The 20,682-nt window shown below is 65.2% G+C and carries 22 protein-coding genes and 1 tRNA gene; 6 read left to right on the plus strand and 17 right to left on the minus strand.

Annotated features, from left to right (window positions below):
• Positions 1 to 100 precede the first annotated feature (100 nt).
• From OMP44_RS07735 to cysG, 5 genes are read left to right on the plus strand one after another with little or no spacing between them, the layout of a single operon-like run.
• On the plus strand, positions 101 to 2,584 hold the full coding sequence (locus OMP44_RS07735; RefSeq protein WP_187979144.1) for a DNA translocase FtsK: 2,484 nt from the start codon (positions 101 to 103) through the stop codon (positions 2,582 to 2,584).
• 17 nt (positions 2,585 to 2,601) lie between these two features.
• The gene (gene lolA / locus OMP44_RS07740) at positions 2,602 to 3,225 is read left to right on the plus strand and encodes an outer membrane lipoprotein periplasmic chaperone LolA (protein ID WP_007162303.1); all 624 of its coding nucleotides are present in this window, start codon (positions 2,602 to 2,604) and stop codon (positions 3,223 to 3,225) included.
• 9 nt (positions 3,226 to 3,234) lie between these two features.
• A complete protein-coding gene (locus OMP44_RS07745; RefSeq protein WP_280307239.1) occupies positions 3,235 to 4,563 on the plus strand; it encodes a replication-associated recombination protein A in 1,329 nt (442 codons plus the stop codon).
• A 47-nt stretch (positions 4,564 to 4,610) separates the two neighbouring features.
• Positions 4,611 to 5,888, plus strand: a complete 1,278-nt coding sequence (gene serS, locus OMP44_RS07750; RefSeq protein ID WP_187979147.1) for a serine--tRNA ligase — start codon at positions 4,611 to 4,613, stop codon at positions 5,886 to 5,888.
• Positions 5,888 to 7,282, plus strand: coding sequence for a siroheme synthase CysG (cysG, locus tag OMP44_RS07755; RefSeq protein ID WP_280307240.1), 1,395 nt, complete (start codon positions 5,888 to 5,890; stop codon positions 7,280 to 7,282). The genes serS and cysG overlap by 1 nt, the downstream gene beginning before the upstream one ends.
• 2 nt (positions 7,283 to 7,284) lie before the next feature.
• On the opposite strand, the gene OMP44_RS07760 is transcribed toward cysG, so the two are convergent.
• The 7 genes from OMP44_RS07760 to OMP44_RS07790 form a co-directional block, all read right to left on the minus strand.
• Positions 7,285 to 8,286, minus strand: coding sequence for a glutathione S-transferase family protein (locus tag OMP44_RS07760; protein ID WP_280307242.1), 1,002 nt, complete (start codon positions 8,284 to 8,286; stop codon positions 7,285 to 7,287).
• Positions 8,287 to 8,351: 65 nt separating this feature from the next.
• A complete protein-coding gene (locus OMP44_RS07765) occupies positions 8,352 to 9,335 on the minus strand; it encodes a glycosyl transferase family protein (protein WP_187979150.1) in 984 nt (327 codons plus the stop codon).
• A complete protein-coding gene (locus OMP44_RS07770; protein ID WP_133859216.1) occupies positions 9,332 to 9,646 on the minus strand; it encodes a TusE/DsrC/DsvC family sulfur relay protein in 315 nt (104 codons plus the stop codon). Before OMP44_RS07770 ends, OMP44_RS07765 begins: the two co-directional genes overlap by 4 nt.
• A 2-nt stretch (positions 9,647 to 9,648) precedes the next feature.
• A complete protein-coding gene (gene tusB, locus OMP44_RS07775) occupies positions 9,649 to 9,948 on the minus strand; it encodes a sulfurtransferase complex subunit TusB (RefSeq protein ID WP_187979151.1) in 300 nt (99 codons plus the stop codon).
• A complete protein-coding gene (gene tusC / locus OMP44_RS07780; protein WP_187979152.1) occupies positions 9,945 to 10,301 on the minus strand; it encodes a sulfurtransferase complex subunit TusC in 357 nt (118 codons plus the stop codon). The genes tusB and tusC overlap by 4 nt, the downstream gene beginning before the upstream one ends.
• A 1-nt stretch (position 10,302) precedes the next feature.
• Complete coding sequence (tusD, locus tag OMP44_RS07785) at positions 10,303 to 10,698, minus strand: sulfurtransferase complex subunit TusD (RefSeq protein ID WP_187979153.1); 396 nt, start codon at positions 10,696 to 10,698, stop codon at positions 10,303 to 10,305.
• A 49-nt stretch (positions 10,699 to 10,747) separates the two neighbouring features.
• A complete protein-coding gene (locus tag OMP44_RS07790) occupies positions 10,748 to 11,416 on the minus strand; it encodes a Bax inhibitor-1/YccA family protein (protein ID WP_133859212.1) in 669 nt (222 codons plus the stop codon).
• A 127-nt stretch (positions 11,417 to 11,543) separates the two neighbouring features.
• Between OMP44_RS07790 and OMP44_RS07795 the strand changes: the two genes are divergently transcribed.
• Positions 11,544 to 11,631: transfer RNA gene (locus OMP44_RS07795), tRNA-Ser, on the plus strand.
• A 451-nt stretch (positions 11,632 to 12,082) separates the two neighbouring features.
• Here the strand turns inward: OMP44_RS07795 and OMP44_RS07800 are convergent.
• From OMP44_RS07800 to OMP44_RS07845, 10 genes are all read right to left on the minus strand, one after another.
• A complete protein-coding gene (locus tag OMP44_RS07800; RefSeq protein ID WP_273862510.1) occupies positions 12,083 to 12,304 on the minus strand; it encodes a hypothetical protein in 222 nt (73 codons plus the stop codon).
• Positions 12,305 to 12,593: 289 nt separating this feature from the next.
• The gene (locus OMP44_RS07805; protein WP_273862511.1) at positions 12,594 to 12,743 is read right to left on the minus strand and encodes a hypothetical protein; all 150 of its coding nucleotides are present in this window, start codon (positions 12,741 to 12,743) and stop codon (positions 12,594 to 12,596) included.
• A 351-nt stretch (positions 12,744 to 13,094) separates the two neighbouring features.
• Positions 13,095 to 13,676: a YajG family lipoprotein gene (locus OMP44_RS07810; RefSeq protein WP_280307247.1), complete on the minus strand. Its 582-nt coding sequence runs from the start codon at positions 13,674 to 13,676 to the stop codon at positions 13,095 to 13,097.
• A 295-nt stretch (positions 13,677 to 13,971) separates the two neighbouring features.
• On the minus strand, positions 13,972 to 14,208 hold the full coding sequence (locus OMP44_RS07815; protein WP_252977112.1) for a hypothetical protein: 237 nt from the start codon (positions 14,206 to 14,208) through the stop codon (positions 13,972 to 13,974).
• 139 nt (positions 14,209 to 14,347) lie between these two features.
• Positions 14,348 to 15,253 (minus strand): GTP cyclohydrolase FolE2, encoded by a 906-nt coding sequence (gene folE2 / locus OMP44_RS07820; RefSeq protein WP_280307248.1) that lies wholly within the window; start codon positions 15,251 to 15,253, stop codon positions 14,348 to 14,350.
• 14 nt (positions 15,254 to 15,267) lie between these two features.
• Positions 15,268 to 16,497 carry a zinc metallochaperone GTPase ZigA gene (gene zigA / locus OMP44_RS07825; protein ID WP_280307250.1) on the minus strand — a complete coding sequence of 410 codons (1,230 nt, stop codon included), beginning with the start codon at positions 16,495 to 16,497 and terminating at the stop codon, positions 15,268 to 15,270.
• 201 nt (positions 16,498 to 16,698) lie between these two features.
• The gene (locus OMP44_RS07830) at positions 16,699 to 17,433 is read right to left on the minus strand and encodes an SDR family NAD(P)-dependent oxidoreductase (RefSeq protein ID WP_280307251.1); all 735 of its coding nucleotides are present in this window, start codon (positions 17,431 to 17,433) and stop codon (positions 16,699 to 16,701) included.
• A gap of 129 nt (positions 17,434 to 17,562) precedes the next feature.
• Positions 17,563 to 18,534 (minus strand): LysR family transcriptional regulator, encoded by a 972-nt coding sequence (locus tag OMP44_RS07835; protein ID WP_280307252.1) that lies wholly within the window; start codon positions 18,532 to 18,534, stop codon positions 17,563 to 17,565.
• Positions 18,535 to 18,626: 92 nt separating this feature from the next.
• Entirely contained in the window at positions 18,627 to 20,147 is a 1,521-nt protein-coding gene (locus OMP44_RS07840) for a tripartite tricarboxylate transporter permease (protein WP_280307253.1), read from the minus strand.
• Positions 20,144 to 20,662: a tripartite tricarboxylate transporter TctB family protein gene (locus tag OMP44_RS07845; protein WP_280307255.1), complete on the minus strand. Its 519-nt coding sequence runs from the start codon at positions 20,660 to 20,662 to the stop codon at positions 20,144 to 20,146. The genes OMP44_RS07840 and OMP44_RS07845 overlap by 4 nt, the downstream gene beginning before the upstream one ends.
• Positions 20,663 to 20,682: the final 20 nt, after the last annotated feature.

Below are 20,682 nucleotides of genomic sequence, written 5' to 3' on the forward strand. Positions count from 1 at the left end.
ATGTTTCGCCGCGGGACTGTAGAAGCAGGGCCCGGGCGATCTAGAATGGCGCACTGTTTTTGATTCACGGTCACACGTTCCGTGTGCGGGAAAAGCGCGCTTGAAGCAATCCAGTTCTGTCAGCCACGTCAACCAATGGCGTGAGCATCTGCATTATCGTCTCAAGGAGGTGGTGCTCATCGCACTGGCCGCCTTGTGCCTGTATCTGCTCATGGCTCTGCTGAGCTACGACCCCTCCGATCCGGGCTGGACCCACACCAGCCGCATCGATCAGGTCCATAACACCGCAGGCCGCGCCGGCGCCTGGCTGGCCGACGTGCTGTTCATGGCACTCGGCTACTTTGCCTTCGTGTTCCCCGTCCTGCTCGCCGTCAAGACCTGGCAGATCTTCCGCAAACGGCACCTGCCCTGGGAGTGGAGCGGCTGGCTGTTTTCCTGGCGGCTGACCGGTCTGGTCCTGCTGGTGATCTCGGGTTCGGTACTGGCCTATATCCATTTCCATGCGGTCTCGGCGCTGCCGGCGTCCGCTGGCGGCGCGCTGGGCGAGAGCCTGGGGCAGCTGTCGGTCGCCGCCCTCAATGTCCAGGGCAGCACGCTGCTGTTCCTCGCGCTCTTCCTGCTGGGATTGACGGTCTTCACCGATCTGTCCTGGTTCAAGGTGATGGATTTCACCGGCAAGGTCGTACTCGACTTGCTGGACCTGGTGCAGGGTGGCTTCAGCCGCCTGGCCGGCGGTCGCCGTCAGGCTCCGGAACTTGACGTCTTCGACGAGCCGGTGTCGCCGCCGGTTGCGCGCAAGAGCAAGGCCCGCGAGGTACCGATTCCCGTCGCCGATGAAGACCTCGACGATCTGCTCGATGTCGCGCCGCCGCCACGGGTGGAGCGTGCTGCGCCGCGCATCGAGATGCCCGCGCCCAGTCGCTTTGTCGCCGAAGCACCCGAGTCCGCGCCTGTGGCTGCCGCGCCTGTCCCAGCGCCGGCCAGTGTCGCCATGCCCACGCCGCCGCCGCGCAAGGCGGCGCCTGTACCGGCTGCGGCGTCCTATTCGCCCGCGGCTGTCGTGGTCCGGGTCGACGCGGATCTGGAAGGTACCCTGCCGCCGCTGTCGATCCTGGATCGCGCGGAGAAGAAACAGCAGAGCTATTCGCCGGAATTCCTCGAGAACATGTCGCGCCTGCTCGAGGTCAAGCTCAAGGAGTTTGGTGTCGAGGTCATCGTGGAGAGCGTGCATCCCGGTCCGGTGATCACCCGCTTCGAGATTCAGCCGGCGGCCGGCGTCAAGGTCAGCCGCATTTCCAACCTGGCCAAGGACCTGGCGCGTTCGCTCGCCGTGTTCAGTGTCCGGGTGGTGGAAGTCATTCCCGGCAAGACCACCGTGGGTATCGAGATCCCCAACGAGGATCGCCAGATGGTGCGCTTCTCCGAGGTCCTCGAATCGCCCGAGTACGCGGCGGCCAAGTCGCCCGTCACCCTGGCCCTGGGTCATGACATCGGTGGCAAGCCGGTTATCACCGACCTGGCGAAGATGCCGCACCTGCTGGTGGCCGGTACCACGGGTTCCGGTAAGTCGGTGGGCGTGAACGCCATGCTCCTGTCGATCCTGTTCAAGTCGAGCCCGGAAGACGCTCGCCTGATCATGATCGATCCCAAGATGCTGGAGCTCTCGATCTACGAGGGCATTCCACACCTGCTGTGTCCGGTGGTCACCGACATGAAGGAGGCCGCCAACGCCCTGCGCTGGAGCGTGGCGGAGATGGAGCGGCGCTACAAGCTGATGGCGGCCATGGGCGTACGTAACCTGGCCGGCTTCAACCGCAAGGTGAAGGACGCCGAGGACGCGGGTACGCCGCTGACCGATCCGCTCTATCGTCGCGAGAGCATGGACGACGAGGCACCGCTGCTGAAGACGCTGCCGACCATCGTGGTGGTGGTGGACGAATTCGCCGACATGATGATGATCGTCGGCAAGAAGGTCGAAGAGCTGATCGCGCGGATCGCGCAGAAGGCGCGGGCGGCCGGCATCCACCTGATCCTGGCCACCCAGCGGCCCTCGGTGGACGTCATCACCGGTCTGATCAAGGCCAACATCCCGACGCGGATGGCCTTCCAGGTGTCGAGCAAGATCGACTCCCGGACCATTCTCGACCAGGGCGGCGCCGAACAGTTGCTCGGGCACGGTGACATGCTCTATCTGCCGCCGGGTACCGGCCTGCCGATCCGCGTCCATGGCGCCTTCGTGTCCGACGACGAGGTCCATCGCGTCGTCGAGGCCTGGAAGGAGCGCGGCGCCCCCGACTACATCGAAGACATCCTCAGCGGTCCGGACGAGGGCGGTGGTGCGGGCTTCGACGGCGGCAGCGGCGAGGGTGGCGACAGCGACGAGGACGATCCGCTCTATGACGAGGCCGTGCGCTTCGTCACCGAGAGTCGTCGGGCCTCGATCTCCGCGGTCCAGCGCAAGCTCAAGATCGGTTACAACCGGGCGGCACGGATGATCGAAACCATGGAAATGGCCGGTGTCGTATCGCCCATGAACACCAACGGCTCGCGCGAGGTCACAGCGCCTGCCCCGGTGAGAGACTGACATCCATGAGGACCTCGATGCACAAGCTGCGTTGCTTCGCCCTGGCCGCCCTGGCCGCCGTAAGCTTTTCCGCCCATGCCGACCAGGCGTCGGTGGGTCGCCTGTCGCAACTGCTGGACAAGGCCCAGACCCTGACCGCGCGCTTCTCGCAGCTGACCCTGGATGGTTCGGGTACTCGCCTGCAGGAAACCGCCGGCAACATGAGCCTCAAGCGTCCCGGGTTGTTCCGCTGGCATTCCGATGCGCCCCAGGAGCAGCTGCTGGTGTCCGACGGCAAGCAGGTCTGGCTGTACGATCCGGACCTGGAACAGGTCACCATCCGCAAGCTGGACCTGCGCCTGACCCAGACGCCGGCGTTGCTCTTGTCGGGTGACATTTCCAAGATCGAAAGCAGCTTCGACGTCACCAGCAAGGATGCCGGCAACGTCGTCGACTTCGTGCTCAAGCCCAAGACCAAGGACACCCTGTTCGACAGCCTGCGGCTGTCGTTCCGCAACGGCGTGATCAACGACATGCAGTTGATCGACGGTGCCGGTCAGAGAACCAACATCCTTTTCTTCAACGTCAAGCTCAACGAGCCGGTGGCCGCGTCCCAGTTCACCTTCCAGGTGCCCAAGGGAGCCGACGTCATCCAGGAGTGATCGCACCCCATGGATCTCTTCAGCAGCGCACCCGTCGGGCAGCCCTTGGCTGCCCGCATGCGTCCCGCGAGCCTCGATGAATACGCGGGTCAGCAACACCTGCTGGCGCGGGGCAAACCTCTGCGCGAGGCGCTGGAGCAGGGCGCGCTGCATTCGATGATCTTCTGGGGGCCGCCAGGGGTGGGCAAGACCACCCTGGCGCGGCTGCTGGCCCAGGTTTCCGATGCCCATTTCGAAACGCTCTCGGCGGTGCTTTCCGGGGTCAAGGAGATCCGCCATGCGGTGGAGGTGGCCAAGCAGCAGGCCGCCCAGTATCGCCGCCGCACCATCCTCTTCGTCGACGAGGTGCATCGCTTCAACAAGTCGCAGCAGGATGCCTTCCTGCCCTATGTCGAAGACGGCACCCTGATCTTCATCGGGGCGACCACTGAAAATCCCTCCTTCGAGCTCAATAACGCGCTGCTCTCGCGGGCGCGGGTCTATGTGCTCAAGAGTCTGGACGACGAGGCCCTCGGCGGCCTGGCACGCCGGGCTCTGACCAGTGCCAAGGGGCTGGGTGAGCGACGGCTGAGTCTGCCGGACGACGCCCTGGCGCTGCTGCTGGCCGCCGCCGACGGCGATGGCCGGCGGCTGCTCAATCTGCTGGAGAATGCCGCGGACCTGGCCGAGGACGGTGGCGTCCTGGACGCCGAACTGTTCCAGAGTCTGCTGGGCGATCAGCGCCGCCGCTTCGACAAGGGCGGTGAAGCCTTCTACGACCAGATCTCCGCGTTGCACAAGTCGGTGCGCGGCTCCAATCCCGATGGCGCCCTCTACTGGTTCGCCCGGATGATCGACGGCGGCTGCGATGCGCTGTACATCGCCCGGCGCGTGGTGCGGATGGCCAGCGAAGACATCGGCAACGCCGATCCGCGCGCCCTGAGCCTGTGCCTGGAGGCCTGGGATGTCCAGGAGCGCCTGGGCAGTCCGGAAGGCGAGCTGGCCATCGCCCAGGCGATCGTCTATCTGGCCTGCGCGCCCAAGAGTAACGCCGTCTATATGGGCTACAAGGCCGCCCTGGCCGACGTGCGCCAGAACGGCTCGCGCGAGGTGCCACTGCACCTGCGCAATGCGCCGACCAAGCTGATGAAGAACCTCGGCTATGGCGACGAATACCGCTATGCCCACGATGAGCCCGAAGCCTATGCCGCGGGTGAGGACTACTTTCCCGAAGAACTCGAGCCGCGCCGCTACTATGAGCCGGTTCCCCGTGGGCTGGAGCTGAAGATCCGCGATAAACTGCAGCACTTGGCGGACCTCGACCGGTCCAGCCCGCGCCAGCGCCGACCGCGTTCCTGACGCCCCGCCCGCGCGGCTGCCCCCATTCCTAAGCAAGAGACACGGACATGCTTGATTCGAAACTGGTTCGCACCCAAACCGAGGAGGTGGCCGCACGTCTGGCGACCCGTGGCTACGTTCTCGACGTCAGCCTGGTGGAGTCGCTGGAAGCCCGTCGTAAGGCCGTGCAGACCCGCACCGAGACCCTGCAGGCCGAGCGTAATGCCCGCTCCAAGGGGATCGGCCAGGCCAAGGCGCGTGGTGAGGACATCGCGCCGCTGCTGGCCGAGGTCGATCGCATGGGCAGTGAACTGGAAGAAGCCAAGCGCGAGCTGGATCTGGTCCAGGGCGAACTGGATGCCCTGCTGCTGGGCCTGCCCAACCTGCCCGATGCCTCGGTGCCGGTCGGCAAGGACGAAGACGACAATGTCGAGGTCCGTCGCTGGGGCGCCCCGCGCGACTTCGATTTCGAGATCAAGGACCACGTTGCCCTGGGCGAGACCCACGGCTGGCTGGATTTCGAGACCGCTGCACGGTTCTCCGGCGCCCGCTTCGCCGTGATGCGCGGCCCCATTGCCCGCCTGCACCGTGCCCTGGCGCAGTTCATGCTCAACCTGCACACCGGTGAGCATGGCTACGAAGAGACCTATACCCCCTATCTGGTGCAGGCCGAGACCCTGCAGGGCACCGGTCAGCTGCCCAAGTTCGAGGAAGATCTGTTCAAGATCGGCCGCGAAGGCGAGAGCGATCTCTACCTGATCCCCACCGCCGAGGTGACCCTGACCAATCTGGTCGCCGGCCAGATCCTCGATGCCAAGCGCTTGCCGCTGAAGTTCACCGCCCATACCCCGTGCTTCCGCAGCGAAGCCGGGGCCTCGGGTCGCGACACCCGCGGCATGATCCGTCAGCACCAGTTCGATAAGGTGGAGATGGTCCATATCGTCGAGCCGAGCACCTCCTTCCAGGCCCTGGAAGAGCTGACCGGCCACGCCGAGACCGTGCTGCAGCGGCTGGAACTGCCCTACCGGGTGCTGTCACTGTGCACCGGCGACATGGGTTTCGGCGCCACCAAGACCTACGACCTGGAAGTCTGGGTGCCGAGCCAAGGCAAGTATCGCGAGATCTCGTCCTGCTCCAACTGCGGTGACTTCCAGGCGCGCCGCATGCAGGCCCGCTACCGCAACGCCGAGGGCAAGCCCGAGTTGGTGCACACCCTCAACGGCTCCGGCCTGGCCGTGGGTCGTACGCTGGTCGCCGTGCTGGAGAACTATCAGCAGGCCGACGGCAGCATCCGCGTCCCCGAGGTGCTCAAGCCCTACATGGGTGGCCTCGAGGTCATCGGCTGATGGATTACCTGCCGCTCTTCCACAAGCTCGATGGTCGTCCGGTACTGGTGATCGGCGGGGGCGATATCGCCTTGCGCAAGAGCGTGCTGCTGGCCGAAGCCGGCGCACGCATCACCCTGGTGGCGCCGGAAATCGAGCCGGAGGTACGTGCCTTCGTCGAGGCGCGGGGCGGCAGTTGCCGGGTCGAGCGCTATGCGGCTGGCCATCTCGCCGGGCATTGCCTGGTGATTGCGGCCACCGACGATGACGAGGTCAACGAGACCGTGTCCCACGACGCCCAGGCCCTGGGCCTGCCGGTCAACGTGGTGGATGCGCCCAAGCTGTGCACCGTGATCTTCCCGGCCATCGTCGATCGCTCGCCCCTGGTGATCGCCATTTCCAGCGGCGGTGACGCCCCGGTGCTGGCGCGCCTGGTGCGCGCCAAGCTGGAGAGCTGGATTCCAGCGACCTATGGCGAGCTGGCACAACTGGCCCAGCGCTTTCGCGCCCGGGTGAAGACCCGCTTCGCCGATCTGCAGGCGCGGCGGATCTTCTGGGAAGAGGTGTTCCAGGGCGAGGTCGCGGAAAAGGTCTTTTCCGGCCAGCCCCAGGCTGCCGAGCAACTGCTGGAAGCCAAGCTGAGCAGCGAAACGGCCAGTTTTCGCGGCGAGGTCTATCTGGTCGGCGCCGGTCCCGGTGATCCGGACCTGCTGACCTTCCGCGCCCTGCGGCTGATGCAGCAGGCTGACGTGGTGCTCTACGATCGCCTGGTGGCGCCGACCATCCTCGACATGTGCCGGCGCGATGCCGATCGCATCTATGTCGGCAAGCGGCGCGCCGAACATGCGGTGCCCCAGGACGATCTCAATCGCCTGCTGGTCAAGCTGGCCCGGGAGGGCAAGCGGGTGCTACGGCTGAAGGGAGGTGATCCCTTCATCTTCGGCCGCGGTGGCGAAGAAATCGAAGAACTGGCAGCCGAAGGCATTCCCTTCCAGGTGGTGCCGGGCATCACCGCGGCCAGTGGTTGTGCCGCCTATGCCGGCATTCCCCTGACCCACAGAGACCATGCCCAGTCGGTGCGCTTCGTTACCGGCCATCTCAAGGACGGCTCGGCCGATTTGCCCTGGACCGATCTCGTGGCGCCGGGGCAGACCCTGGTGTTCTACATGGGCCTGGTGGGGCTGCCGACCATCTGCGCGCAACTCACTGCCCATGGCAAGGATCCGGCGACGCCGGCGGCGCTAGTGCAACAGGGCACCACGCTCAATCAGCGGGTGTTCACCGGTACCCTGCAGGATCTGCCGCAACTGGTGGCCGAGCACGAGGTCCACGCGCCGACCCTGGTGATCGTCGGCGAGGTGGTCGCGCTACGCGAGAAGCTGGCCTGGTTCGAAGGCGACCAGGCGGCGGTCTGATCTCAGGCTGCGCCCTGGATGCCGGCACTGCTCAGGGCCTCGCGGCCATGGGGAAGGTCCAGCTCCAGGGCCGGCCCCTTGGGCACGATAGCGGTCGGGTTGATCTGCGCATGACTGCCGTAGTAGTGGTGCTTGATGTGCTGGAAGTCCACGGTCTCGGCGATACCCGGCCACTGATACAACTCTCGCAGCCATCCCTGTAGCGCCGGATAATCCCGAATGCGCCGCAGGTTGCACTTGAAGTGGCCGTGATAGACGGCGTCGAAGCGGATCAGGGTGGTGAACAGGCGCCAATCGGCTTCGGTCAGCCATTCGCCGGTGAGATAGCGCTGGGTCTGCAGCAGCTTTTCCAGGTTGTCCAGGGTGGCGAAGACCTCGTCGAAGGCCTCTTCGTAGGCCTCCTGGGTGGTGGCGAAACCGGCCCGGTAGACACCATTGTTGACCGTTGGATAGATACGGTCGTTGAGGGTATCGATGCGACCGCGCAGGGCCTCTGGGTACAGATCCAGGCGATTGCCGGTCAGGTCATCGAAGGCGCCATTGAACATGCGGATGATCTCGGCGGATTCATTGCTGACGATGCGCTCTTGCTGGCGATCCCAGAGCACCGGGACGGTAACCCGCCCGGTGTAGTCGGCCTGGTCGCGCTGATAGAGCTGGTAGAGGCGGTCGAGGTGATAGAGATCGTCACCACTGGCGCCCCTGGCCAGGTCGAAGGTCCAGCCTTCCTCACGCATCAGCCAGCTGACCACCGAGACGCCGATCAGATCTCTGAGGCCCTTGAGCTGGCGATAGATCAGGGTGCGGTGCGCCCAGGGGCAGGCCAGGGACACATAGAGGTGGTAGCGACCGGCTTCCGGGGCATGGCGTGCAGCGCCTTGCGGAATGGCTTGCTCGGGGCGGGCGATCCAGTCGCGACGCTGGGCTTCTTCCCGTTTGAAATGGCCATCCTTGCCATTGTCATACCACTGGTCCTGCCACTGTCCATCGACCAACAAGCCCATATCGTCATCCTCCGCTGCGTTGCGGTTAGGAACCCGGGGAGCCGCTCCGGGTTCCTGAGGCGACGTCAGAGCGTGCGGTCGCGCGCTTCCCAGCGCCGCTCGGCTTCACGCTGGGCACTCGCCTGTTCCTGACCCAGGGCGCGCAGGGCCACGGCCAGGGTGGCGATGACCGCCAGGCGCCCATAGGGATCTTCCGCTTCACCTCGCCAGGTGGCGGCCAACAGGGCCGGATCGAGGCGCTCCGGCTTGACCTGGCGACGCTCGGTCAGCGCCGGCCAGCTTTCGTCCCAGGCTTCGCCAGCACGGGTGCCATAGAGATGGGCGATGACATCGGGATTGCGCTCGACTTCACCCCCTTCGCCCTTGATGACGATGCTGTCGTCAGCCAGCAGGCGACTGGCCTCGCGATGCACCTCCTGGTAACCCGGGTGGAAGATGCTCTGCAGGATGCAGCGCGCCTGGCTGGGGTTGAGCAGCCGTACCAGGGAATGGATCGGCGAGCGCAGGCCGAGCTCGGCCTTGAGATCGATCATCCGCTGCAGGGCCGGCATCCAGGCGGCCAGCGGCAGGAAGGCCGGCTGATCGCGATCGAGCAGGGTGCCGACGTCCTGCCAGTCAGTGGCGGTCGGCATCCCCAGGTCGGCCAGGCACTGTTCGGTATAGAGTCGGCCCGCGGTGTGGGTACCGCCGCCATGCATGACCACCCGCACGCCGCTACCGGCCAGGCATTTCACCGCCAGCAGGTACCAGGGCAGATGACGCTTCTTGCCGGCGTAGGAGGGCCAGTCGAGGTCGACCGTGAAGCCTGGCGGCTGCAGCCGCGCGCGGACGGCGCGGGTGAAGCCCGCCAGCTCCTCGGCACTCTCTTCCTTGTGCCTGAGCAGCATGAGAAAGGCACCGAGCTGGGCATCGGTCACCCGGTCGTCGAGGATCAGGCCCATGGCCATTTCCGCCTCGGCCTCGGTCAGGCTGCGGGCGCCGCGCTTGCCCTTGCCCAAGGCCCGGACATAGACGGCGAAGGGATGTTCTTCGGGCGTGGTGAAGGTCATAGACAGTTATCCGGTTTCGGCAGGCCGGCCAGTTTGGCGCCGAGCTTGGCCGGCGCGCCCTTGAACAGCAGGTTGAGCTGCAGACTGGTGCCCAGTTCCGGACCCAGCGTCTGGGCAATGTACTTGATCAGCGGCCGATTGGCCGGCGAAAGCTGGAAGTGGGCGTAGAAGTCACGCAGCGCCTGCAGCACCTGCCAGTGGCGCTCGGTCAACTCGATGCCCTCCTTGAGTGCCAGTTGCTGGGCCACTTCCGGACTCCATTGCGAGAGGTCGCGCAGATAGCCTTCGGGGTCGAGGTCGAGAGGAGGCATGCTCAGGTCCAGCTGATGACCTTGGCGCAGCTCACGCTCAGGTCGACGAAAGTGGGGTAGTCGATCAGGGTCACGGCTCGTTCGGGGTGCAGGCGACGGGCCTGGACATCCTCCGCCAGGGCATAGAGGGCTGCCTCGGCCGGAAGTCGGGCCAGCCGCTCGGCCGCAACGCTGCCAGGGCGCAGGGCCTCGACCGCAGCGCCGGTGAGCAGAACGGTGTCCTCGCTACCGACCCAGCTCAGGCCGTCCAGTGCGCCGGCGTCCAGCAGCAGCGAGCGGGAAAACAGGTGAAGGGTAGTCAAATGGAAATCACCTGGTCGTATTCATGAATCAGCGCTGCCAGGGCGTCGGGCTCCAGGGGCGTCACCCAGGCGGGCAACTGCGCGGGCGTGATGCCCAGGCGCTGCAGGGCGGTGGCTTCGGCGTAGATGGCCTCGACACCGAACAGCGGCAGCGCGGAGAGATTGGCACTCAGGTCCTTTTGCTCCAGGGCAGCGCTGTCGGCCGCCAGCAACTGGGTCACGCCAGGACCGGCGAACAGCAGCGCCAGGGGCAGTTCGAAGGCACCGCCGGCCAGTACGATATCCAGGGCCTCGCGCGGACCGGGGCCGCTCAGTGCCGGCTGGCGGGAGATGACGAGGGTGCTCTTAGCCATGCTAGTCGCCTCCAAAGCAGAGCAGGCGATCTGCGTCCTGCACCGCTTCATGCAGTTGGCCCAGACCGGACAGCTGCCAGGGGGCACGCACGTTCACCGCGCCCTCACGTTCGTAGCGTCGTGCCTCGTTCTCGTCCAGCAGCCCACGCTTGAGAGCGGCGGCGATGCAGACCACCGCATCGATCTGGTGGCGTTCGATCAGCTCGCGCCAGCGCGCGGGCAGATCGGATTCGTCCTGGCCGCTGACCAGGGCATGGGAGGCGTTATGGACGCCGTCGCGATAGAGAAACAGGCGCGACAGCTCGTGACCCTCGGCCAGCAGCGCCTCGCAGAAGCGCAGGGCCCGCCGCGCCGAGGGCGCCTGGGGTGGAGAAAGGACAACGATGGCAAATTTCATGGATGTAAAAAGGCCCGCCGAAGCGGGCCTCTCGGGCTACCGCTGATGATCAATCGTTGCTGCTGGCAAATCCGAAGATCTGCAGCAAGCTGATGAACATATTGTAGATCGAGACGTACAGGGTAATGGTAGCCATGATGTAGTTGTCTTCACCACCGTGCACGATGGCACTGGTCTGCAGCAGGATGGCCGCGGCGGCGAACAGTACGAAGCCCGCGCTGATGGCCAGTTGCAGACCGCTGATCTGGACGAAGAAGGACAGCACCACGGCGCCCAGCAGGATCCAGAAGCCCGCCATCAGGAAGCCGCTGAGGAAGCTCATGTCCTTGCGACTGATCAGGGCGTAGGCCGACAGACCGAAGAAGGCCAGGGCGGTCATGCCGGCGGCGGAGGCGATCACGCTGCCCCCGTTGGGCAAGCCCAGGTACATGTTCAGGATCGGGCCAAGGGTGTAGCCCATGAAGCCGGTCAGGGCGAAGGTGCTCACCAGACCCCAGCCGCTGTCGCGGGTCTTCACGGTCAGGAAGAACAGGCCATAGAAGCCGATCAGGACGACAAAGATGTTGGGGTAGGGCAGCCGCATCTGCTGCGAGACGAAGGCGACCAGTCCGCTGAACGCCAGGGTCATGGCCAGCAGGGCATAGGTGTTGCGCAATACACGGCTGACGTCCCGCGGTTGCGCGATGGCAGGGTTATAGGCGTATTGACGCTCGTTCATGGTGTACTCCAAAGCTAGATTAACGGTGTGATGTACCGTACGACCCCGAAGATAGCAAATGTTGCTTAAGGATCGCTTGCGACTGTTTGACAGTGTGTTGCCATCAGGTACTATGCGCCCCTCTTACGGAAGTGTGGCCGAGTGGTTTAAGGCAGCGGTCTTGAAAACCGCCGACTCGCAAGGGTCCCAGAGTTCGAATCTCTGCGCTTCCGCCACCTTCGAAGCCCCGTTCTTATGGGGCTTTTTGCTGTCTGCAGGATCGGATTTCAAGGCCCGCTGGGTAGGTAAAAAAGGAAGAGTTCCGAAACCCTTTCGAGACAGCTCCGGTGCCTGACCTTCCATGGCACTCGATCCCGATGAAGCTGACCATTGCGGTTAACCCTGTAGCTACCTGGGAGCGAGAGCTGAGCTGAGTAGGGGCGAGGGGCGCTGCCTTTTTGAGATCAGCAGGCAGGACGGTCGGGGTCAGGACGTGCGAAACGTCGACGACCGATCAGTCGCCCGCTGAGGCTACCGGTACCAATCGTGCGTGATCATCAGCAGGCCGCCATGGCCACCACAAAGATGGTTGCCAGCCCGATGCACATGGCGCCCAGGGTGAGCGCCAGCAGGCCCTGATCGCTGGCTAACGACCCTGGACGAATGAGTGCGGATTTCAGCGGGACGCTATTTATCCGGCCGCTGGGCCTGGACTCGAAGAGCGTCACTGTCCTTGTTAACTGATAGCGCAACTGAAATATCCTTTTCAGTTTCGGTGCCGGACTGCGGAGCCCAGCTATTGGCTGCGATTGTGGCTTCAGCGAAGCTCAACAGCAAGACAATTGCTGAGACGCAGGTTCCTATGGCAATCGCATTGATCACCTTCTGTTCTTTCACAGGCGCATTCATGTTGATTGCCTAGTACGGGTCCGCTTCGATTGAGGACGTCTGACAACCGGAAACGGCAGAAGTGCGGGCGTTCATCAAGCATTGGAAGGTGGCCGTTGCACTCGCCACCTTGGGAAGGAGTCACCAGTCAGTTAGAGGTCGCAGTCGGCAACCTCCGGTCTGGCTGGCACGCTGCCAGATCACGCTCGGTACGGCCGCTTCACTTCCCGCTGGGCTACCAACTAGGAACGTTTCTGGATTCGGTATGACGGCCGAGACCTACGTCTATCCCTTGAAGCTACCAAGGTCTTCACTGATATTTCCGCCAGTCGCGATATTTCTCACCGATGATCTGGTTCAGCGCCTTGGGCTGCTGGCACTCGACGCCGGCCAGGGGGTTCGGCTCGCACAGGGTGCTTCTGTTGGAGTAATGACTGCAGCCCAGTAGCACTACGGTCATTCCCACTAACGTCATGTATTTCACGGGGTCTCCACGATTCTGAAGTGCCGGAAGCTGGCGGTCATTTTCGAGCTTTGTGCCCGACAGGGGCTGATGGGCTGCAGGTAGGGCTCAGGCCGTGGATACCGATCTCGCTCGAGATCCTGTCTGGCGACCCTGTACCCCGGTCTTCCTGCTCCGACGTGCCTTCGCCACTGAATCCCTGCAGCTTAGCTGAAATACTTCACGCTTCTCGGCGTTCATTATCGATGGCTATGCCCTGCGGTCTGCTGTGGATCCTGCTCCAGCATCTGTTGACATTAAAAGGCCCGCGCGAGGCGGGCCTTTTCCCTAGCAAAGTGCAACGTCCAGTCAGGGCGTGTTGCCCTTGGCCAGGGCGCCAGCGATGGCCGGTGCGTCGATGGCATTGGTCAGGACCTGGGTCCCCGAGAGGATGACGTTGTTGGTCGGGCCGCTGCCCTTGATCTCTTCGCTGGCAAGGACCTTGCCCTGGTCGTCGAGGACCTGGGTGATGACGTCATAGTCGAAGCGGACGCGCATGTAGGCGTCAGATTTCCACTCGCGCAGTTTCAGCACCAGCAGCTTCTGGCCCTGGGGGGCACGGTCGCTGGTCTGGCTGGGCAGGGCGGTGATGGCGGCGCGGGCCAGGGCCTTTTGCACGGCGTCCTGCAGATCCGCGGAAAGGGGGCTGCCACTGTAGGTGCGAACGCTCCAGGGGTTGTAGTAGAGGCCACGGATGTTGCCGACGTAGGTGGCGTCCTTGTTCCGGGCGACTACATAGGGGCGCTCGTCGAGTACCGCGACGGCGACCGGCTTGTCGGCCTTGACGCTGAGTTGCGGGGCGGTCTGGCGGTAGTCGATTTTCTGGCCGATGGCGCAACCGGCCAGTTGCAGCGCAGCGAAGGTGATGAACAAGAGCTGAGACGGCTTCATGCGAAACTCCTTTTTCGAGAGGCGCGCAGTCTAAGCCATCAGGCCCGTCATGCCAAAATAATGTGACTTGATTCACGGAATGGCTGGAGCGACCGCGAGCTGGTTTCTGGGCTATGCAGCCGAGTGGATGCGCCTGGTGCGCGCAGCCGTTGAGTATCTAGGCCAGGGGGATTGCCTATTGGGCGCGGTCGCTGTCTTTCAGTGGTCGGGATTCGGGCGACCTGTCGGTGCTGCAAGGGAACGAACAGCCTTCGAGGACAAGCCAATCCTTTGGCTCTGCCTCGACCCGGGCGGGCTACAGCGTCTTCTTGTATTCCTTGTCCGCCTTCTTGTCTTCGCGGTGGCGTTCCTTGTCCAGGTGGGTATCGGTGCGGTCGGCTTCGTCGGCGGCATGGGCCGCGCCCTTGTCGACCTCCTTGCGGTCATGGCGGGCGTCCTTGCTCACGTCACGACCGTCCTGGCGGACGCTCTTTTCCGCTGGGCTTTCGGCCAGTGCGACACCTGTGCCGAGGACACTCAGCAGAACGGTCATGGTTGCTGCGGTAAGGCGTGATTTCATCGAGAAGCGCTCCTGGGTCGAGATAACGAGAGTGGTCGCCCATGGCGACTGCTTCCTTGCAGTAAAGCGGTAAAGCGGCTGTTTTGAAAGGAAAGCTGCAGAGAGGCTCTGGTCAAGTGGGCGAGCTGGAGGCCCAGGCGGACGCATCGTGCGGATGCAGACTCTCCAGATGGCGCACCTGGATGCTCACGTCCTGGTGGCTGTCACGCAGGGCGACCAGCAGGCGGCGGGCGGCGTCCTCGACGAACATCAGGTTGCTGCCATTGAGCGCGGCGAAGGCCTGTTCGTCGGCGCGCTTGACGGCGGTCTGCACCGGCGTGCCCAGGGCCTGTTCGCACTGGTCGATCAGGGGCAGCAGGCCGAAGTCGGCTGCATCTGCCGGCAGGCTGATCCGTACCCGGGCCAGGCTGCGCTGGCTATGCGGGGTGGCCAGGGAGGCGTGACGCCTCAGCCAGTGGGCGACGGTGGCTGGATCGAGCGGCGTGGCGGCCCCGTGTTCGGCGAGAAAGGCTCGTTCGATCAGTTGCCGGGACAGGGCGGCGGAGCAGGGGCAGGTGGAGGCGTAGAGGATCTCGACGCGGACACTGAGCTGGAAAACACCGGCCACCCAGCTCGCTTCCATACGCACGGGATAGCGTTTCCAGCCGCTCAGCCCGGTGGTCATCAGCGCAGGACGGCGAATCAGCAGGGCGAAGTCCAGCCGCAGGCGGGCGGCGCGGGAGTCGCAGCTGCGATGGCTGGCGACGATGTCGCTCAGCAGCAGACGCAGGCGCTCGGGCGTCAGGAGGGCTTCTCCGCTCAGGCGATCCAGCAGTTGATAGAGCCTGGACATATGGATGCCCTTGGCGGTGGCCGTGGGCAGGTCGACCTGGACGTCGGCGCTGGCGGGCAGCAGGCGGCCGAGTTCGTCCTTGCCGAGGCGGATCGGCAGGTCGATACCCTGCATGCCAACCCAGTCGAGGGCGGCAGGCAGTTCGGCGGTCTCGCTGAGGGAGACATCAGGCAGAATGGCGTTCATGGGCAGGGTTCGGCTCAGTGGAGGTCGGCGGCCTGGGGCCAGTCGCTGAAGGGGTTGTGCAGCTTCATCCAGGCCCTGGGGCCGGCGGCGAGTTCGCTGTCGTTGAGCAGGCAGGCGTCCAGGCGGGCGCGCAGATCAGCTTCGTCCACGTCCATGCCGATCAGCACCAGTTCCTGACGGGCATCGCCGACGCCTTCATGCCATTTCTCCTTGATCAGGACGACGGTCTCTTCATCGTCCGGCCACTGCTCGGGAGGTACCGCGGCCCACCAGCGACCGGCCACGCCATGGCGGGCGACGGCGCCCGCCTGGGACCAGCTCCCGGCATGAGCGGGATGGCTGGCCAGCCAGAAGTAGCCCTTGGAGCGGATCACGCCGGGCCATTCCTGCTCGATCAGGGCGAAGAAGCGCTCGGGATGGAAGGGGCGGCGCGCCTGGTAGACGAAGCTCGAGATGCCGTATTCCGTGGTCTCGGGCGTGTGCTCGCCGCGCAGCTCCTGCAGCCAGCCCGGCGCCTGGGCAGCTTTATCGAAGTCGAACAGACCGGTCTGCAGCACCCGCTCCAGGGGCACGGCGCCAAAGCTCGTCAGCTCCAGTCGAGCGCGGGGATTGAGGCTGCGCAGGATGGCCAGCAGGCGATCACGTTCCGCCGGCTCGACCAGGTCCAGCTTGTTCACCACCAGCACATCGCAGAATTCGATCTGCTCGATCAGCAGGTCGACCACGGTGCGTTCGTCTTCCTCGCCCAGGGATTCGCCGCGGGACTCCAGGAGGTCGCTGGAGGCGTAGTCGCGCAGGAAATTGAAGGCATCCACTACGGTGACCAGGGTATCGAGCTGGGCGACATCGCCGAGGCAGCGCCCGTCTTCACCGGCGAAGGTGAAGGTTTCGGCCACGGGGAGCGGCTCGGAGATGCCGGTGGATTCGATGACCAGCTGATCGAAGCGGCCATCGCGGGCGAGGCGTTCGACTTCCACCAGCAGGTCTTCGCGCAGGGTGCAGCAGATGCAGCCGTTGCTCATCTCCACCAGCTTCTCCTCGGTGCGCGACAGCTCGGCGCCGCCGTCGCGGATCAGGGCGGCGTCGATGTTGACCTCAGACATGTCGTTGACGATGACCGCCACCCGCCGGCCTTCGCGGTTGTTGAGGATGTGGTTGAGCAGGGTGGTCTTGCCGGCGCCGAGAAAGCCGGACAGCACGGTGACAGGGAGTTTCTTGCTGAGGAGGCTGGCTTGAGTGGTCATGATCGTCACGGCTAGGTGAGGTCGCAGGGCAGGGCATCCCTGGACCGGGATGATTGGGTATTTATCAGATGTTATAACATAACATTTATAGAGGGTTAAGGGCAGCTGCTGTCTCGTCCGGCGTCCTATCCAGCTAACGGGTAGGGTGGCTCAAGCGGCCCGCCACGAATCCAGGTGAGCTGCCCTGAGCGACAGCGCTGCCTAGACGTGCTGACCGCCGTTGATATGGATCTCGGCGCCGTTGATGTAGCAGGAGCGTTCGCTGCAGAGAAAGTAGATGGTCTCGGCCACTTCGTCGGGGGTGCCCAGGCGCTTGAGCGGGACCTCGGCTTCCACCAAGCCGTCGGTACCGGGCGAGAGGATGGAGGTGGCGATCTCGCCCGGTGCTATGGCGTTGGCGCGGATGCCACGGGGGCCGAATTCATGGGCCAGTTCGCGGGTGAGGGCGGCCAGGCCCGCCTTGGAGGCGGCATAGGCTACCCCGGCGAAGGGATGCACCCGGGAGCCGGCGATGGAGGTGACGTTGACGATGCTGCCTTGCGCCGCTTCCAGCTCGGGTAGCAGGGCGCGAGCCAGCAGGGCGGTGGAGACCAGGTTGACGTTGAGCACCTGGGTCCAGGTTTCGGCATCCGAGGCCAGCACGCCGAGGCGGCTGCCATCGGTTCCCTTGGGCGAGATCCCCGCGTTGTTGACCAGCGCGTGCAGCTTGCCGCTCGGCAGGCGCTCGCGGACGGTGGCGACCAGGCGATCGATCTGGGAGAGGTCGGCGAGATCGGCCTGGATGTGCGCGTCGCGGGCTTCCGGCCAGGCGCATTCCTCGGAGAACGGCTGGCGGGAGACGGTGAGCAGACGCCAGCCCAGGTTGCGGAACAGTTTGACGGGGGCGTGACCGATCCCGCGACTGGCGCCGGTGAGCAGCATGGTGCGCTGGGTCATGGGCGACCCCGGCAGGCAGCGGGGTGGGCGAGGGGCGACAGGACGGGCATGGTAGGTGACTCCGGCGTCTGGCAGGCCGGTTCACTATGCCCAAGCGGGGTGAGTGGGGCAATCGATGGGCGTTGCAGGTCAGCCTGAGGTGGAGGCTGAGCCGTCGTCGTGCTTCAGCCGCCCATGCTCGCTGCGCACCGCCACCATGAAGGTCTGCATGGCCGAGGACTGCACCCGGTGCCGGCGACGGATCAATCCATAGGGCGGCAGCCGCGGCTCGAAGGCGATGGGCAGCACCGCCAGCAGGTGACGACCGGGGTAGTCGTTGACCACCGACAGCGGCGTGACGCCGAGCATGTCGGTCTGCTGCACCAGCGCTAGCAGAGTCATGATGGAGGTGGTCTCGACGATGCTGCCGGGGATATCGACCCGGGCATCGTGGAAGGCCTGGTTGATGATGGCCCTCATCGGGCTGGGGTGCTGCTGCAGCACCCAGGTGTGTTCCTGCAATTCGCCCCAGGTCAGGTGGGTGGCCTGGGCCAGGGGGTTCTGAGCGCCGGCGATCACGCAGAGCACCTCTTCGCCGAGGCTGTCGAACAGCAGTTCCTCGGCGCGGGCGCCGGTGGGGATGCGCCCCAGGACCACGTCCAGCTGGTCCTGCAGCAGCGCCTGGACCAGCACGTCGCTGGTATCCACCTGGATCGACATGGACAGGCGCGGATGGCTCTGCTTGAGCGTGGCGATGGTGCGCGTCAGCAGGCCCGAGGCCAGCGCCGGAATGGCGCCCACCGCGACCCGGCCGAGATTGCCCGATTCCAGCGCGACCAGCTCTTCGCGCATGCCCGAGAGTTCGGCGAAGACCATCCGCGCGTAGTAGATCACCGTCTCGCCAAAGGCCGTGGCGCGCATGCCCCGCGGCAGTCGCTCGAACAGCCCCACGCCCAGCAGGCTCTCGATCTCGTGGAGCATCTTGGTGGCGGCCGGCTGGGTCATGCCGATGTCGTCGGCGGCGCGGCGCAGCGAGCCGAATTCCGCCAGCGCCAGCACCAGGCGCAACTGGCGCAGGCGCAGACGGCTGTGGATGGTATGGGCATCGGGAATACGCGTCATGCTGGCGGACCTGGGTACCGGGAAGCCGGCTAGGGTAGCGCAAGCGTCCAGGCCTGGCGTCGGTGGGGTGCTTCCGCGCCAGGCCGGAGCGTTCACGACGGCCGTACCTTGACCCGCGGCTGGCCCGGGCGCAGCGCCTGCAGTCCGCGCGCCAGCAACGGCCAGCAGAGCATCAGCAGCGCCGCGGTGGTCAGACCGCCCACCAGCGGGTTGGACCAGAAGATGCCCAGCTGGCCGTCGGAGAACAGCATCGACTGGCGGAAGGCGTCCTCGGCCTTGTCACCCAGCACCGCCGCCAGCACCAGCGGGGCGATGGGATAGCCGAGCTTCTTGAAGGCATAGCCGAGGATGCCGAAGCCGAGCATCAGCCAGACGTCGAACAGACTGTTGTGCACCGAATAGGCGCCGATCACGCAGATGGTGAAGATGATGGGCGCGATGATGCAGAAGGGGATCCGCAGGATGGCGGCGAACAGCGGCACCGTCGCCAGCACCACGATCAGGCTGACCACGTTGCCCAGGTACATGCTGGCGATCAGGCTCCAGACGAAATCGTGCTGTTCGGTGAACAGGGTCGGCCCCGGATGCAGGCCCCAGATCATCAGGCCGCCGAGCATCACCGCAGTGGTGGCGGAGCCGGGGATGCCCAGCGTCAGCATCGGCAGCAGGGCGCTGGTGCCGGCGCTGTGGTCCGCGGTCTCCGGGGCGATCACCCCTTCCAGTTCGCCCTTGCCGAAGCCGTCGCGGTTCTTCGAAAAGCGTCGCGCCAGGCTGTAGCTCATGAAGGAGGCGGCGGTAGGGCCACCGGGCGTCACACCCATCCAGCAGCCGACCAGGGCGCTGCGCAGCCAGGTCAGCCAGTAGCGCGGCAGCTGTTTCCAGGTGCCGAGCACGGTGCGCAGGGTGATGCGCGCCTGCTCGCCACGAAAGACCAGGCCTTCTTCCACGGTGCAGAGGATCTCGCCGATGCCGAACAGGCCGATTACCGCCACCTCGAAGCTGATGCCCGACAGCAGTGCCGGCTGGTCGAAGGTCAGGCGCAGATTGCCCGACACCGTATCCATGCCCACCGCCGCCATGGCGAAGCCGATCATCATGGCTGCCACCGTCTTCAATGGCGGATTCTTGCTCATGCCGATGAAGGTGCAGAAGGCCAGCAGGTAGACGGCGAAGAATTCCGGCGAGCTGAATTCCATGGCGAAGGCGGCGATACGGCTGGAGAGGAAGGTCAGCAGCAGCACCCCGACCAGGGCGCCCAGCAGCGCCGAGGTGAAGGCCGCGGTCAGGGCCTCGCCCGCGCGGCCCTGGCGGGCCAGCGGATAGCCGTCGAAGGTGGTGGCCACCGACGAGGGTTCACCCGGGATGTTGAACAGGATCGAGGTGATGGAGCCGCCGAACAGCGCCCCCCAGTACATGCAGGAGAGCAGGATGATGGCTGACGTCGGGCTCATGGTGAAGGTCAGCGGCAGCAGCAGGGCGACGCCATTGGGCGCGCCCAGGCCGGGCAGCACCCCGACCAGGATGCCGAGCAGCACGCCGATCACCATCAGCGCGATGTGATGGAAGGACAGGATCAGGCCCATCCCGTGCATCAGGGAATCGAATTCGCTCATGACAGGCTCCTCAGCAGGAGGGCGAGGTCGGCCAGGGGCCCGGCATCCAGCGGCACCTTGAACCAGAGGGCGAAGATCAGATAGCTGGCGAGGCTCACGCCGCCCGCGATGGCGAGGATCTGCGAGGCGCCGTAGCGCCTTTGCCGCTGGCGATCCCGCGCCATGAACCAGGCGATGAACAGGAAGGCCGTCAGGTAGAGGCCCAGCAGGGGCAGGGCGACGACGAAGGCCAGCATCGGCAGGAACACCCGCAGCACCTGGCCGAAGGCGGCGCGCTCGACGAAGCTGGTGCGCAACGCCTGCCAGCGCCACAGGGTCTGCAGCGCCGTGGCCAGGCTGGCCAGGCTCAGCAGCAGGCCGATGTAGAAGGGGAAGTAGCCCGGCTCGGGGCCGGCATCGCCCCAGCCGATACCCTGTTCCAGACTGCCAATCATCACGATGCTACCGAGTCCGGCGGTAAAGGCCGCCAGGCCCAGCTCCACCCAGCGGGTGGTGATCAGGGAATCTCCGGCCATGGCCGTCTCTCCTGTGTCGA

This window comes from Pseudomonas flavocrustae (assembly GCF_029872515.1).
GTDB lineage: Bacteria > Pseudomonadota > Gammaproteobacteria > Pseudomonadales > Pseudomonadaceae > Chryseomonas > Chryseomonas aestiva.

Bases quoted from the DNA above. Each gene is read 5' to 3' on its own strand.
- OMP44_RS07760 (WP_280307242.1), bottom strand. From the start codon at position 8,286: ATGGGCTTGTTGGTCGATGGACAGTGGCAGGACCAGTGGTATGACAAT.
- tusD (WP_187979153.1), bottom strand. From the start codon at position 10,698: ATGAAATTTGCCATCGTTGTCCTTTCTCCACCCCAGGCGCCCTCGGCG.
- OMP44_RS07765 (WP_187979150.1), bottom strand. From the start codon at position 9,335: ATGACCTTCACCACGCCCGAAGAACATCCCTTCGCCGTCTATGTCCGG.
- OMP44_RS07770 (WP_133859216.1), bottom strand. From the start codon at position 9,646: ATGCCTCCTCTCGACCTCGACCCCGAAGGCTATCTGCGCGACCTCTCG.
- OMP44_RS07835 (WP_280307252.1), bottom strand. From the start codon at position 18,534: ATGACGCGTATTCCCGATGCCCATACCATCCACAGCCGTCTGCGCCTG.
- serS (WP_187979147.1), top strand. From the start codon at position 4,611: ATGCTTGATTCGAAACTGGTTCGCACCCAAACCGAGGAGGTGGCCGCA.
- OMP44_RS07805 (WP_273862511.1), bottom strand. From the start codon at position 12,743: ATGACCGTAGTGCTACTGGGCTGCAGTCATTACTCCAACAGAAGCACC.
- folE2 (WP_280307248.1), bottom strand. From the start codon at position 15,253: ATGAACGCCATTCTGCCTGATGTCTCCCTCAGCGAGACCGCCGAACTG.
- OMP44_RS07840 (WP_280307253.1), bottom strand. From the start codon at position 20,147: ATGAGCGAATTCGATTCCCTGATGCACGGGATGGGCCTGATCCTGTCC.
- tusC (WP_187979152.1), bottom strand. From the start codon at position 10,301: ATGGCTAAGAGCACCCTCGTCATCTCCCGCCAGCCGGCACTGAGCGGC.
- zigA (WP_280307250.1), bottom strand. From the start codon at position 16,497: ATGACCACTCAAGCCAGCCTCCTCAGCAAGAAACTCCCTGTCACCGTG.
- lolA (WP_007162303.1), top strand. From the start codon at position 2,602: ATGCACAAGCTGCGTTGCTTCGCCCTGGCCGCCCTGGCCGCCGTAAGC.
- OMP44_RS07800 (WP_273862510.1), bottom strand. From the start codon at position 12,304: ATGAATGCGCCTGTGAAAGAACAGAAGGTGATCAATGCGATTGCCATA.
- OMP44_RS07745 (WP_280307239.1), top strand. From the start codon at position 3,235: ATGGATCTCTTCAGCAGCGCACCCGTCGGGCAGCCCTTGGCTGCCCGC.
- OMP44_RS07815 (WP_252977112.1), bottom strand. From the start codon at position 14,208: ATGACCGTTCTGCTGAGTGTCCTCGGCACAGGTGTCGCACTGGCCGAA.
- OMP44_RS07790 (WP_133859212.1), bottom strand. From the start codon at position 11,416: ATGAACGAGCGTCAATACGCCTATAACCCTGCCATCGCGCAACCGCGG.
- OMP44_RS07845 (WP_280307255.1), bottom strand. From the start codon at position 20,662: ATGGCCGGAGATTCCCTGATCACCACCCGCTGGGTGGAGCTGGGCCTG.
- cysG (WP_280307240.1), top strand. From the start codon at position 5,888: ATGGATTACCTGCCGCTCTTCCACAAGCTCGATGGTCGTCCGGTACTG.
- OMP44_RS07810 (WP_280307247.1), bottom strand. From the start codon at position 13,676: ATGAAGCCGTCTCAGCTCTTGTTCATCACCTTCGCTGCGCTGCAACTG.
- OMP44_RS07830 (WP_280307251.1), bottom strand. From the start codon at position 17,433: ATGACCCAGCGCACCATGCTGCTCACCGGCGCCAGTCGCGGGATCGGT.